At 37.8% G+C, this 13,438-nt stretch carries 10 protein-coding genes; 3 read left to right on the top strand and 7 right to left on the bottom strand.

Translation table 11 applies throughout. The annotated features are described in order from the left end of the window. Window positions 1-33: 33 nt before the first annotated feature. The 4 genes from GPZ88_RS00415 to GPZ88_RS00400 form a co-directional block, all read right to left on the bottom strand. A complete protein-coding gene (locus GPZ88_RS00415; RefSeq protein WP_166042885.1) occupies window positions 34-1,527 on the bottom strand; it encodes an ATP-binding cassette domain-containing protein in 1,494 nt (497 codons plus the stop codon). 280 nt (window positions 1,528-1,807) lie between these two features. Next, on the bottom strand, window positions 1,808-2,344 hold the full coding sequence (gene rbr / locus GPZ88_RS00410) for a rubrerythrin (protein WP_039696657.1): 537 nt from the start codon (window positions 2,342-2,344) through the stop codon (window positions 1,808-1,810). Window positions 2,345-2,653: 309 nt separating this feature from the next. Continuing rightward, entirely contained in the window at window positions 2,654-3,394 is a 741-nt protein-coding gene (locus GPZ88_RS00405; protein WP_039696658.1) for an amino acid ABC transporter ATP-binding protein, read from the bottom strand. Beyond that, window positions 3,394-5,598: an ABC transporter substrate-binding protein/permease gene (locus tag GPZ88_RS00400; RefSeq protein WP_039696659.1), complete on the bottom strand. Its 2,205-nt coding sequence runs from the start codon at window positions 5,596-5,598 to the stop codon at window positions 3,394-3,396. Before GPZ88_RS00400 ends, GPZ88_RS00405 begins: the two co-directional genes overlap by 1 nt. A 189-nt stretch (window positions 5,599-5,787) precedes the next feature. Here GPZ88_RS00400 and uvrB point away from each other — a divergent pair, with 189 nt between their 5' ends. Further along, entirely contained in the window at window positions 5,788-7,779 is a 1,992-nt protein-coding gene (uvrB, locus tag GPZ88_RS00395; protein ID WP_074560565.1) for an excinuclease ABC subunit UvrB, read from the top strand. Window positions 7,780-7,795: 16 nt separating this feature from the next. Continuing rightward, a complete protein-coding gene (locus GPZ88_RS00390) occupies window positions 7,796-8,260 on the top strand; it encodes an 8-oxo-dGTP diphosphatase (RefSeq protein ID WP_074965221.1) in 465 nt (154 codons plus the stop codon). A gap of 134 nt (window positions 8,261-8,394) precedes the next feature. Here GPZ88_RS00390 and GPZ88_RS00385 read toward each other — a convergent pair whose 3' ends face one another. From GPZ88_RS00385 to GPZ88_RS00375, 3 genes are all read right to left on the bottom strand, one after another. Continuing rightward, window positions 8,395-9,231 carry a sugar ABC transporter permease gene (locus GPZ88_RS00385; RefSeq protein WP_004232368.1) on the bottom strand — a complete coding sequence of 279 codons (837 nt, stop codon included), beginning with the start codon at window positions 9,229-9,231 and terminating at the stop codon, window positions 8,395-8,397. Beyond that, window positions 9,231-10,598: a carbohydrate ABC transporter permease gene (locus GPZ88_RS00380; protein WP_157629157.1), complete on the bottom strand. Its 1,368-nt coding sequence runs from the start codon at window positions 10,596-10,598 to the stop codon at window positions 9,231-9,233. Before GPZ88_RS00380 ends, GPZ88_RS00385 begins: the two co-directional genes overlap by 1 nt. Before the next feature lie 129 nt (window positions 10,599-10,727). Next, entirely contained in the window at window positions 10,728-11,987 is a 1,260-nt protein-coding gene (locus GPZ88_RS00375; RefSeq protein WP_157629156.1) for an extracellular solute-binding protein, read from the bottom strand. A gap of 343 nt (window positions 11,988-12,330) precedes the next feature. On the opposite strand from GPZ88_RS00375, the gene GPZ88_RS00370 reads away from it, so the two are divergent. After that, on the top strand, window positions 12,331-13,359 hold the full coding sequence (locus tag GPZ88_RS00370) for a LacI family DNA-binding transcriptional regulator (protein ID WP_166042884.1): 1,029 nt from the start codon (window positions 12,331-12,333) through the stop codon (window positions 13,357-13,359). The last annotated feature ends 79 nt before the right edge of the window (window positions 13,360-13,438 follow it).

The raw sequence follows: 13,438 nt of genomic DNA, 5'->3' as shown, positions 1-13,438 counted from the left end.
CCTACTTGAGCTCAGCTTTTTGGCTGGGCTTTTTTAGTTGCTATCTAAGGAATTTTCAGTTAAACGGTAGTGCTTTCTTGCAACGGTTTGAATAAAATGTTGGTCGTGAGAAACACTGATTATGCATCCTGGATAATTAAGGAAGAGTTCGCGGATAAGCGGTTGGCTTGTTGGTGAAAAATGTCGTGTTGGTTCATCAAGAATAATCGCTTGATTTTTAGAAAGGACCATGTGGGCTAAGAAAAGTTTAGCTTTTTGCCCCCCAGATAGGTTAAGAGCAGAGTGCTCCATTTCTTCTCTTGTAAATTGAAGGCAAGCTAGGATGGTTCTTGAGGTATTCTCATTTGCTACATCGTCTAAAAATTCGAGAGTTGAAATCTCTTTTGAAAAGAAACTGTCGTAATCTTGTGGCATGTAACCGATAGAGAGTTGCTGATTTTGGTTTAGGTCGTGATAAATCTGTTTGATTAATCTTGTTTTTCCAATGCCGTTTTTACCTGTTATCACTAATTTATCTTGTCCGAAAATATCTAAATTAATTTTCTGTCCAGTTGGTAACTGGTGCTTTTTCCAAGAAAGAATTCTCTTGTTTTTATCAAGTGTTGAAATATCATTAAAAAAGAGCGCGATGTTGTCCATGTTTTCTGGAAAGTCGACACGATTGCTATCTTCTTTTTGATACCTTTTTTCAAGTGAAAGAACAGTTTTCATCTTTTTAGCCGCCAGTCTTCCAAGAGTGCTGTCATGAGTGTGTCTAACATTGTATTGGGCAGCTTGGTGGATGCGATGGATTTTTGCATCTCGTTTTTTCTTTAAGCGATAGTCGTTTTTGGCTTCTTGTAATTGCTTAGTATAAGTGCTTTGGCGCTGTTTAAGGTAATCTAGGTACTTTCCTTGGAAATAGCTAGCGCGAGGAAGTTGACGATGCTTAAGAAGTTCAAGATGTAAGATGGCAGTAGCAGTATCTTCAAGCATAGCTTCATCGTGAGAGATAAAAATAATGGTCTTATTAGATTCTTGAATGAATTTTTTTAAGACTACTTGACTGTCAATATCAAGATCGCTGCTCGGCTCATCTAATAAGAGTAAATCAGCTTCTTGTCCAGTTAATTTAGACAGTTGGAGCTTAAGTTTCTCACCGCCTGATAAGCTAGATAAAAGTTGATTTTTTTCTTCTAATGTAGCAAGATTCAAACCTAGTTGTGCAGCCATTTGATAAAAAGCTGTATAATTGAAAAGATAATCCATATTTTTATAAAGAAAATCAGAGATGGTCTGGTCATTTTTAGACAGGGATTGTGGAAGGTATCCGATTTTTTTAAACTGATTACGAATTTGTCCAGTAAAGTCAGCATAGCTTGCAATTAATTTTGGGGATACGATAGTTTTTAGTAGGCTTGATTTGCCTGTCCCTTCCTCTCCAATAATGGCTAATTTCTCACCAGGATTTACAATGAGATGCAAGTCTGTAATGATTGGCTTAGAATCCTTGAGATGGTGAATGGATAACTGATTAATTTCTAGCATAAGATCCTCGCTTTCAAAAAAACACACTCTACCATAGCAGGTAGAGTGTGAATCTCATTATGGTCAACGCTAAAAATACCCAACACGTCTGATGGATAAGCAAGAGAATAGAGAAGTGCACTAAAAACAAAACCTGATATGGTATACCAAAACGTCTTGTTCTTAGTTGTTCATTGCTTAAATTCCTCCTACTTGATTTGCTTTCATTTTAGCAAAAGAGTGCTATTTTTGTCAAAGAATATGCGAAAATCCCCAGTCAAAAGGCTGAGGATTTTTGAGATTAATAATTTTCAGCTCGGACTTCGAAGTAAGATTGAGCGTGAGCGCAGACTGGGCAAACTTTTGGTGCTTTTGTACCAACAATAATGTGACCACAGTTGCGACATTCCCAAATCTTAACTTCGCTCTTTTCAAAGACTTTAGCAGTTTCGACATTTTTGAGAAGAGCACGATAGCGTTCTTCGTGGTGTTTTTCGATTTCAGCGACCATGAGGAATTTTTTAGCAAGTTGAGGGAATCCTTCTTTTTCGGCGGTTTTGGCGAATTCAACATACATATCTGTCCATTCGTAGTTTTCACCATCTGCTGCAGTTTCCAAGTTTTCGGCAGTATCACCAATGCCAAAGAGTTCTTTATACCACATTTTGGCGTGTTCTTTTTCGTTGTCAGCAGTCTTCAAGAAAAGTTCTGCGATTTGTTCAAAGCCATCCTTTTTGGCTCTTGAAGCAAAGAAAGTGTACTTGTTGCGTGCTTGAGATTCACCAGCAAATGCAGCTTGCAAATTTTTTTCGGTTTGAGTACCAGCATACTTAGACATATCAAAGTCCTCCTTATATTAAACAGTAGATACCTACTGATTTTACACAGAAAAAAGTTATGGATTTGCTACCTTAGTGCTCATATCTCGCTTAAAAAAGGAGTTTTCTGTCAATATAAGTGAGGTAATTCCCTAAGTTATTAGGGTTGAGTTTTTGTTTGTAGCTTGTCTTGATAACTTACCTTCAGTCTACCAAAAGCAAAAATGAAAGTCAAAATTTTAACAGAGATTGTTAAAAGAAAATATTGTTATTTGGTCAATATGGAGACACAAAAAAACTAGGTCTTAAAACCTAGTTTTTTTAAGTTATTAGACGTTCAATACTTTGTTCAAGAAGTCTTTTAGACGTGGGTGTTGAGGGTTATCGAAGATTTGCTCAGGTGTTCCATCTTCAATAAATTGTCCGCCGTCTGTGAAGATAACACGGTTGGCAACTTTACGAGCAAATCCCATTTCGTGGGTAACGATTAACATAGTCATGCCTTGCTCTGCCAAGTCTTTCATAACACCAAGAACGTCACCAACCATTTCAGGGTCAAGTGCAGAAGTTGGTTCGTCAAAGAGCATGATATCAGGATTCATTGCCAAACTACGTGCGATAGCGACACGTTGTTTTTGACCACCAGATAGGCTATCTGGTTTGGCATCGCGTTTATCAGCAAGACCAACTTTTGCAAGAAGTTCCATAGCGTGTTTTTCAGCATCTTCTTTGCTTTCTTTTCCTAATTCAATAGGAGCGAAAGTGATGTTTTCAAGAACAGTCATGTGTGGGAAAAGGTTGAAGTGTTGAAATACCATACCGATATTTTCACGAACTTTATCGACGTCAGTATTTGGGTCAGATAGTTCAAAACCATCAACAACAACTTTACCACTTGTGATTGTTTCAAGAAGGTTAAGAGTACGAAGGAAAGTTGATTTTCCTGAACCTGAAGGACCGATGATACATACAACATCACCTTCGTGGAATTGTGTTGTAATTCCTTTTAAGACTTCATTATCTCCATAAGATTTATGCAAATCTTGAACATCAATTTTTAATTCTGCCATTATTTAAGCCTCTTTTCTAGACGTTTTGCTAAACGAGTCAAAAGGGTGATCATTACAAGGTAGATGATTGCTAAGATAGCGTACATACGGAATGATTGGTAGTTACGAGCGATAATGATTTTACCTGTTTGGAAGAGTTCAACAAGACCAATTGCTGATACGATAGTTGTATCTTTCAATGAAATAACGAATTGGTTGATGAAGTTTGGCAACATCACGCGAACGGCTTGTGGCAAGATAACTTTTTTCATTGTCTTACCGTATGAGATACCTAAGCTTCGACTTGCTTCCATTTGTCCTTTAGGAACTGCTTCGATACCACCACGAACAATTTCAGCGATATAAGCACCAGCGTTCAATGAAAGTGCGATTGTTGCAGCAAGGAAATCATTGATTGGGCTTTGGTGACCTGTCATTGATTCGATAAGGTTTGGAATTCCCCAGAAGATGAAAGCAGCGACGATCATCAATGGGATACCACGAACAACATCGACAAAGACTGCTGAGATTGTACGAAGAACTTTATTTGGAGCAACGGCCATCATACCAAAGATGATACCAATAACCATAGCAATTGCAAATGAAATTAGTGTTAGACTAAGAGTTGTTCCAAGACCTGTGAGCAATTGAGAATAGTTGTTTTTGATAAGTCCCCAAATTGTTGTTTCATCAACGCTTGATGATGTTGATTTTTTAGAATCAGTTGAACCAAGGTATTTGCTTACGATTTTATCGTATTCACCAGATTTGACAAGTGCAGCAAGACCGTTGTTGAACATTTCAAGCAATTCTGGGTTAGCACCTTTGTTTACGGCAAATCCGTATTCACCAGATTTTTCACCATCGATTGGTGTATCAAAGTTACGACCTTGTTTGATAGCATAACGAAGTACAGCTTCATCATCCATAAGGGCGTCGATTGAACCAGAGTTCAAACTATCATACATTGTAGATGCTTCATCAAAGGCACGAAGTGTGTAGCCGTATTGAGCGGCGTGTTCTGACAACCATGTGTAAGATGATGTACCATTTTTGGCACCAACAGTTTTACCGCTTAAGTCATCGTATGATTTTACTGAGCTTCCCTTTTTAACAGCAAGCAAGATGTTTGAAGTGTAGTAAGCATCTGAGAAATCAAAGATTTCTTTACGCGCATCAGTGATTGACATACCAGCCATAACACCATCAGCTTGACCAGCTTGGACAGCGTTAAGTGCTGCATCAAAACCTGGGTTTGAGATTTCAATGTTGAAACCTTGTTGTTTTGCGATAGCTTTGATTAAGTCAACGTCGATTCCTTCATATTTACCTGAGTCATTTTGGTATTCAAATGGGGCAAATGAAGAATCCATAACGATTTTATAACTTGATTTGACTGGAGTTGCTTTTGCAGAAGCGTCACCAGATAATTTTAGGCTGCTTGAGGCAACAACACTTGATTGATCAGCAGCTTTATCAGAATCACCAAGCCATTTTGCCATGATAGTATCGTAAGTACCATCTTTTTTCATTTCAGCAAAAGCTTGGTTAAATTCGTCGATGAGGTATTCGTATTTGCTTCCTTTTTTAACAGCAAAAGCGAAGCTTCCGACTTTTTCACCGTCGATATTGATAGCGTAGTTTTTACCTTGGCTAATAGCGTATTGGACAACAGGTTGGTCATCCATAGCAGCATAGACTGAACCAGCATCCAAGCTGTTGTTCATCAAGTCGCTTGTATCAAAAGTTTTGATTTTATAGCCATATTTCTTTTGATTTTCTTTAAGGAATGCTTGTGCAGCAGTTCCGTTTTTAACACCAACAGTTTTACCTGACAGTTGTTTATAGTTAGACACTTTAGCATCGCTACGAGTGTAGACAACAACAGCTGTATCGTAATAAGTATCTGAGAATGTGAAGACTTTTTTACGAGCTTCTGTGACTGTTGTACCAGCCATAAGGGCATCGGCTTGACCAGCTTGAACCGCATTAACAGCTGCGTCGAAACCAGGGAATGTCATATCGATATTCCAACCCTCTCGGTTTGCGACTTCATTAATAATGTCAACGTCAATACCTTTATAAACTTGATCTGAATCTTTGAATTCGAATGGGGCATATGCAGTGTCAGACACGATACTGATTGTATCGGCGTTAGCATTTGCACCAAACACAAAGATTGCAGAAACCATTGCTAGCATAATAGCTTTCAATTTGTGCTTCATGTTAGTCTCCTTTAGAATAGATTGCATTAATTATATCAAAATTCAGACACTTAAGCAACTTAAGTTTTTGTATCATGTTAGAAAACCTAACATGAGAAGTCAGGGCGAATTGCCTTCGATATCAAAAGGGAGTATTTTGCCCTTATTTATGGTAGAATGAAGGTATTAAATGACAGTTTGAGGAATATTATGATTGATAGAATAGAAAATAATCATTTTAAATTAGTCTCGAAATATGAGCCATCTGGTGACCAACCACAGGCAATTGAGACTTTAGTTGATAATATTGAAGGGGGAGAAAAAGCTCAGATTCTTCTCGGAGCAACAGGTACTGGTAAAACTTATACGATGAGTCAAGTCATTGCTAAAGTTAATAAACCGACCCTTGTTATTGCACATAATAAGACCCTGGCTGGTCAGCTTTATGGGGAATTCAAGGAATTCTTCCCAGAAAATGCGGTTGAGTACTTTGTATCTTACTATGACTATTACCAACCCGAAGCTTATGTGCCATCAAGTGACACCTATATTGAAAAAGATAGCTCGGTCAATGATGAAATTGACAAGCTACGCCACTCAGCAACGTCATCACTTCTTGAACGAAATGATGTTATTGTCGTTGCATCTGTATCATGCATTTATGGTTTGGGGTCACCGAAAGAATATGCTGATAGTGTTGTAAGTCTTCGTCCAGGTCAGGAAATCTCACGTGACCAATTGTTAAATGACCTTGTTGACATTCAATTTGAACGAAATGACATTGATTTTCAACGTGGTCGTTTTCGTGTGCGCGGTGATGTGGTTGAAATTTTCCCAGCCAGCCGAGACGAACATGCCTTTCGTGTCGAATTCTTCGGTGATGAAATTGATCGCATTCGAGAAATCGAAAGTTTGACAGGCAAAGTTTTAGGTGATGTTGAGCATTTGGCGATTTTCCCAGCAACCCACTTCATGACCAATGAAGAACACATGGAAGAAGCTATTCAAAAAATCCTAGCAGAAATGGAAGAGCAGGTTAAGCAGTTCGAAGCTGAAGGTAAACTCATCGAAGCACAGCGTATTCGTCAACGTACAGAATATGATGTCGAAATGCTTCGCGAGATGGGCTATACAAATGGTGTCGAAAACTATTCTCGTTATATGGATGGACGTTCAGAAGGTGAGCCACCATTTACTCTTCTTGATTTCTTCCCTGAAGACTTTTTGATTATGGTTGATGAAAGTCACATGACCATGGGACAAATCAAGGGCATGTACAATGGTGACCGTTCACGTAAGGAAATGTTGGTTAACTATGGATTCCGCTTGCCAAGTGCACTTGATAACCGTCCGCTTCGTCGTGAAGAGTTTGAAAGTCATGTTCACCAAATTGTTTACGTCTCAGCGACCCCTGGTGATTATGAACTAGAACAAACCGATACCGTCGTTGAACAAATTATTCGTCCGACAGGTCTACTTGATCCTGAAGTCGAAGTTCGTCCGACGATGGGGCAAATGGATGACCTTCTTGGTGAAATCAACGCTCGTGTTGAAAAAGGTGAGCGTACCTTTATCACGACATTAACCAAGAAAATGGCAGAAGATTTGACGGATTATCTCAAAGAAATGGGTGTCAAAGTCAAATACATGCACTCAGATATCAAGACTTTGGAACGTACCGAGATTATTCGCGATTTGCGTTTAGGTGTTTTTGATGTTTTGATTGGGATTAATTTGCTGCGTGAAGGGATTGACGTACCAGAAGTTAGCTTGGTTGCTATTCTTGATGCGGATAAAGAAGGATTTCTCCGTAATGAACGTGGTCTGATTCAAACCATTGGTCGTGCTGCGCGAAATAGTGAAGGTCATGTTATCATGTACGCAGATAAGATTACAGAATCAATGCAAAAAGCTATGGATGAAACAGCGCGCCGTCGTAAGATTCAAATGCGTTACAACGAAGAACATGGTATTGTACCGCAAACCATTAAGAAAGAAATTCGCGATTTGATTTCTATTTCTAAAGCGACAGATACTGAAGTAGCTGAGGATACGCCAGATTACTCAAGTATGAACAAGGCGGAGCGCAAAGATGCTATTAAGAAACTTCAAAAACAAATGCATGAAGCTGCTGAAATGCTTGATTTCGAGCTAGCTGCTCAACTGCGTGATATGGTATTAGAGTTGAAAGCTATGGATTAGGGGGAAATGTAAGAAAATGTCTCGTGCACAACGTGTGATTTTAACCAATATGTGCTTAATTGAAGATGGCAAAGGCAATGTCGTCATGCAGATTCGTGACCCAAAACGTTATTCTTGGTCAGGCTATGCTCTTCCTGGAGGACATATCGAAGCCCATGAAGGTTTAGTTGAATCAGTTATCCGTGAAGTCAAAGAAGAAACAGGACTTACCATTAAAAATCCTCAGTTAGTTGGAATGAAACATTGGTACACTAAAGAAGATGAACGTTATCTCGTTTTCTTGTACCGAACTTCTGATTTTGAAGGGGATATTCATTCTACTGATGAAGGAGAAATTAAATGGGTAGCTAGAAAAGATTTACCTAACCTTGACTTAGCTTATGATATGCTAAATTTGCTACGTGTTTTTGAAGAAGATAATCTCAATGAACTCTTTTATCGTGAACGTTTGAAAGACGATTTCTTACGTGAATTTTGGTGAGAATAGAAAGTTTTCTTCCTATAATATGAGAAGATTTTAATACATACAAAAAGCTTGGAACTATTGTTCCAAGCTTTCTTTGATAATTAATAAATAAATTAATAAATAGAAGGGGAGAAGTTGGTAACTTCTTCTTATTTAACTGAACCACCAGTGATGCCTTCAACGTAGTATTTTTGCATGAACATGAAGAGCAATGTGATTGGAACAGCGATAAGAACTGAACCAGCAGTGAATGACATGAACCAGTCATTGATGGTATCTTGTTGCAACATTGAGAAGAGTCCAATGGCAACGGTGTATTTACTTGTCGCATCACCAAGGATAACTTTGGCGAAGATGAAATCAATCCAAGGACCGATGAAAGCCATAAGCGCTGTGTAGACAATGATTGGTTTTGATAGAGGGAGAGTGATTTTAAAGAAAATGTCAGCGCGTGTTGCCCCATCAATCATGGCAGATTCATCAAGGGAGTAAGGAATTGTATCAAAGAAACCTTTGGCAATGTAGAAACCAAGTGCCGCACCAGCTGAGTAAACTAGGATAAGTGCCAACAATGTTTGGTCGAGGTTGAATGCTTTGAGGATGTAGTAGACTGCAATCATACTCATAAATCCAGGGAACATGTTAAGCACAAGAGCTAGTTTCAAGAAACCATTACGGTGTTTGAACTTGATACGGCTAAGAGAATATGCCATAGCAACGGTAATGAATGTTGAAATCACACAAGTAGCAGAAGCTACAAATAAGGTATTCATAAACCATTGCCCAAATGGGAAGGCATCTGAGGTAAAGAGTTTGATGTAATTATCCAGCGTCCAAGTTTTTGGAATGAAGTAGTTAACGTATGCTGTTCCTTCGCCACGGAAGCTAGTAAGAACAACCCAAACGATTGGAAAGAGCCAGATGATTGATAAAACAATCAATAAAATATAGACAAAAGTCAGTGTTAATCTTTTTTTGTTTTTCATTATTTAGCAACCCCTTCCTTGTAAGAACTTGTTCTTGTGTAAGCCAAGAGACTAAATACAGCAGAAAGAACAAAGATAAGAATACCGATAACAGAAGCAAGGTTGTAGTCAGCTGCAGTAACTGTTAAGTTGTAGAGCCAAGTAACAAGCAAGTCTGTGCTACCAGCTTGGTAGAAGTTAGAGTTAGTAGGACCACCACCAGTAAGAAGGTAGATAACGTTGAAGTTGTTGATGTTACCAATAAATTGTTGAATCAAGTTTGGCATCATCACAAGTAAGATTTGAGGGAATGTGATTGATTTAAAGATTTGGAATTTATTGGCACCATCGATTTCAGCGGCTTCTATTTGTTCTTGTGGAAGGTTCATGATAATACCTGAAGCGACAAGCATTGTGACAGGAATACCTACCCACATGTTAACGATGATGATTGAGAATTTAGCCCAAAGTGGATCTGACAAGAATGGCAGTGGGTTTGCAGCAGAGATAAGTCCGATTTTTTCAAGGAATGCATTGACTGGACCAGCATCACTGAGCAAGTTTCTCATGATAAGAAGAGAAATGAATTGTGGTACGGCAATTGTGATAACGAAGATTGTACGCCACATTTTTTTCAATTTCAAACCTTTAGTATTGATAATAAGTGCTAAGACAATACCAAAGAAGAAGTTTGTTACTGTAGCAAATACTGCCCAAATCAAAGTCCAAGAAAGAACTGGGAAGAATGTTCCTGCCATACGACCGTTAAAGATGTTACCGAAGTTAGCAAAACCAACCCAGTCAAACAAACTTTTCGGTGGTAGGTGATTGTGGTCATAGCTTGTGAAGGCCAAACAAATCATATAAATTAATGGCAAGATAGTGAAGAGAAGAACCCCAATCATTGGGACTGCCATCAAAGTCATGTGGAAACGACCGTTTGCCAATGTTTCAAAGTCTTCTTTAAAGGTAGGAACTTTCAAACCTTCTTTATCGATGACATAAAGATTTCTAGCGCTCTTAAGGTTACACCAATAAATGTAAGCAAAAACAAGGCAGAAGATAAGAGAAGCAAGACCGAAGATAAGCATTAACATTGAGTTATCACCATCAACAGCAACTTTCATCTTAATCCCGTTGACGGTTTGTTCAACAAGACCTTGTTGGTGTGTTCCCAGAGTGATTAATCCTTGCAAGTTTGGAATAATCTGAGAGAAGAAAGTGATTAAGAAAAGAATCTCTGATAGTAAAAACAAACAACCTTTAATAATCTGTTTATGGTAAAAATTTGAGAATCCCATAATCAGAAATGACAGTTTGGTATCAAATTTTCCTTTTTTAAAAGCCTCAGTAACTGATACACTGTCAAAATAGTGTGAATTAGTCATACAAAACTCCTTTTATTAATCTTGTTGGAAGTCACTGCTAAAAATTTAATCTTAAAGTTCTTAGCAATAACTCCGACAAGAGTTTCCCTAAAAATAAAGTGGGGATGTAACTCCCCACTTCAGAACATCTTACTTAGCGTTAGCTAAATCTTTGTCAAATTGTTGCAATTTAGCGAGGTAGTCACCACTTTGAATTTTACCATTGTAGACATCGCTGAGAAGTGCAGCGCTTTCAGTCCAGAATGTAGTCATTTGACTAAGTTTAGGTGTTACAACTGTGTAGTCTGATGATGAAGCCATCTTGATAACTGCTTGAGCCAATTCATCTGATTGAACTTTATCTGATGATTGAACTTCTTTGTTAGCAGGAATAATGTTACGACCTTCGTAAGTGAATTGGTTTTCTTGGCTTTCTGCGCTAGTAAGCATAGAAGCAAGTTTGTAAGAAGCAGCGATACGTTTTGTATCTGAACCTGCAGGAGCTTGGTTAACAGCAAAGAGTTTCACACCAAGGAAAGCTTTTTGTTGTACTTCGTTACCGCCGATTGAGATTTTTGGATAAACAGCGATACCAAGATTATCTTTACCAACAGCGTCTTGTGCAGCTTTAAGATCCCAAGGACCTGATTCAAGTGAAGCAACGCTTCCGTCACCGAATTTAGACATTGCATTTTCAGCAGTCAAGTTAACGAAACCTTTGTTTGATTTTTGATCAGCAATCCATTGAAGAACTGATACACCAGCATCGTTACCCCAGTTAGTACCGTCAACAGTTTCACCATTTTCACCAAATAGTGTATCACCGACTGACATAAAGAGTGGAGCAGTTGCGTAAGCGTTCATTGCTTTAAATGTTGCACCGAATGTTGCTTTGCTTGTGATTGTTTCGTAGTTAGCAACATCGTCAGCTGAAAGTTTTGATTTGTTATAGAAGAGAACTTGTGACTCGATACCAAATGGGAAAGCGTAAGTTTTACCATTGTATTTTGCACCAGCTACTGCTTGTTCAGTATCATTTGTAGCAATTTCTTTGGCATAATCTTCTGGAACTTCTTGGATAACACCTGATTCAACTAATTGACCAAGTTGGTCATGTGGAAGTGAGAAGACATCAGCAGCTTTTTGTGGGTCTTTCTTAACGTTTTCTTGTGCTTTTGAATCGTTTGATTCAACCATCTTAACTGTGTAACCAGATTCTTTTTCGAAATCTTTAACAATAGCAGTGTAAGATTTTTTAGCACCAGTTGGTACCCAAAGTTTGATTGTCTTGCTGTCAGAGGCAGAAGATGATTTAGTTGATGAGTTATTCGAACAAGCAACTAAAACGCTTCCAGCAAGTGTTAAACCTGCGCCAGCAAGGACCATTTTTTTCCATGTGTTCTTCTTCATGAGTTTCCCCTCCTAGAGAAAGATTAGTAATATTATTTACACTTATATTATGCAACCGTTTGCAGTTATTGTCAAGCATTTTTAGTAAAAAAATTTAAAAAACTTGAAAGGTCAAACAAAGAAAGTGATAATAAGTGCGTTAATCTGATATATATTGGTCAGTTTTTACTATAAAATAGCTTGAAAAAACAATATTTTTCTAAAAAAAATCACAAAATAGGGCAAACAATTGCAGAAATATCTTATTTATGTATAATAGGGGATAAAAATAAGAGTTTTTACCTCTAAAACCTTGTCAGTACAGTAAATCTATTATAAAATGTAAGATGCAAAGGAGACTTAGATGGTTACAATTAAAGATGTAGCGGCTAAAGCTGGCGTCAATCCTTCGACGGTTAGCCGTGTTTTGAAGGATAATAAATCCATTTCTCAGAAAACAAAAGACAAAGTTCGGAAAGCGATGGTAGAGTTAGGTTATGTTCCTAATGTAGCTGCCCAAATGTTAGCTAGTGGCTTAACGTATAATGTTGGTTTGATTTTTCCACCGTTAATCACACCAGATCGTTTAAACGAACCATTCTTTATGCAAATTCTTTCTACTATAACTAGCGAAGCGAAATTAAATGATTTTACAGTTTCTATTGCAACCGGTATGACAGTTGATGAATTAGAAGAACAAGTAAAATTAATGTATCGCCAAAAACGTGTAGACGGATTTATTATCTTATACTCTGATCCAGAAGATCCAGTTCGTAAGTATTTAATGGATAATAATGTACCTTTTGTGATTGTCGGTGCTCCCGAAGGTTTCGAAAATGATATTACTTATATAGATAATGATAACCAATTGATGGGTAAAAAAGCAGTTGAATATCTTTATCAAAAAGGACATCGTGAGATTCTATTTGTTACGGATGATTTAAAATCTGAAGTGTCATCAGAACGTTATTTTGGTTACCTTCGAGGCATGGAAAAGCTTGGTCTGACAAGTGATAAAGCACTGTTGTTTGATCGTAGAAATCCGATGGTTTTGGAAGAATTAATTGAAAAAATCGAATCAAGTAAAGCAACGGCTCTGATTGTGATTGCTGATACAATTTCAGTTCGATTAGCTCAGTTCTTATCTTATTATCAATTGAAGGTTCCGGATGATATTTCAATTATCACCTTCAATAACTCAGCGTATTCAACTTTGATTCACCCCTATATGACAACATTTGATATTAATGTTTCTAATTTGGGTCGAACTAGTTTCAGACGATTGGTCGAATTGATTAAATCTCCTGAAACGGCGATTACCGAAAAAATCATTGTTCCTTTTACCTTGAGAGAGCGTGAAAGTGTCCGTCAATTGCATGTTGAAGACAAATAAAATCCCTTTCTAGCGGTTTTTATGAATGAAAATAAATGCCTTAATTGCTATTAGTTTTAGCAGTTAAGGTGTTTTTTTA

It is taken from the genome of Streptococcus ruminicola, from assembly GCF_011387195.1.
GTDB classification, from domain to species: Bacteria; Bacillota; Bacilli; order Lactobacillales; family Streptococcaceae; genus Streptococcus; species Streptococcus ruminicola.
This window is presented reverse-complemented; position numbering and strand designations above follow the sequence as displayed.

Coding starts and splice junctions, on each gene's coding strand:
- rbr (WP_039696657.1), bottom strand. CDS start 2,344: ATGTCTAAGTATGCTGGTACTCAAACCGAAAAAAATTTGCAAGCTGCA.
- GPZ88_RS00415 (WP_166042885.1), bottom strand. CDS start 1,527: ATGCTAGAAATTAATCAGTTATCCATTCACCATCTCAAGGATTCTAAG.
- GPZ88_RS00405 (WP_039696658.1), bottom strand. CDS start 3,394: ATGGCAGAATTAAAAATTGATGTTCAAGATTTGCATAAATCTTATGGA.
- GPZ88_RS00375 (WP_157629156.1), bottom strand. CDS start 11,987: ATGAAGAAGAACACATGGAAAAAAATGGTCCTTGCTGGCGCAGGTTTA.
- GPZ88_RS00380 (WP_157629157.1), bottom strand. CDS start 10,598: ATGACTAATTCACACTATTTTGACAGTGTATCAGTTACTGAGGCTTTT.
- uvrB (WP_074560565.1), top strand. CDS start 5,788: ATGATTGATAGAATAGAAAATAATCATTTTAAATTAGTCTCGAAATAT.
- GPZ88_RS00385 (WP_004232368.1), bottom strand. CDS start 9,231: ATGAAAAACAAAAAAAGATTAACACTGACTTTTGTCTATATTTTATTG.
- GPZ88_RS00400 (WP_039696659.1), bottom strand. CDS start 5,598: ATGAAGCACAAATTGAAAGCTATTATGCTAGCAATGGTTTCTGCAATC.
- GPZ88_RS00390 (WP_074965221.1), top strand. CDS start 7,796: ATGTCTCGTGCACAACGTGTGATTTTAACCAATATGTGCTTAATTGAA.
- GPZ88_RS00370 (WP_166042884.1), top strand. CDS start 12,331: ATGGTTACAATTAAAGATGTAGCGGCTAAAGCTGGCGTCAATCCTTCG.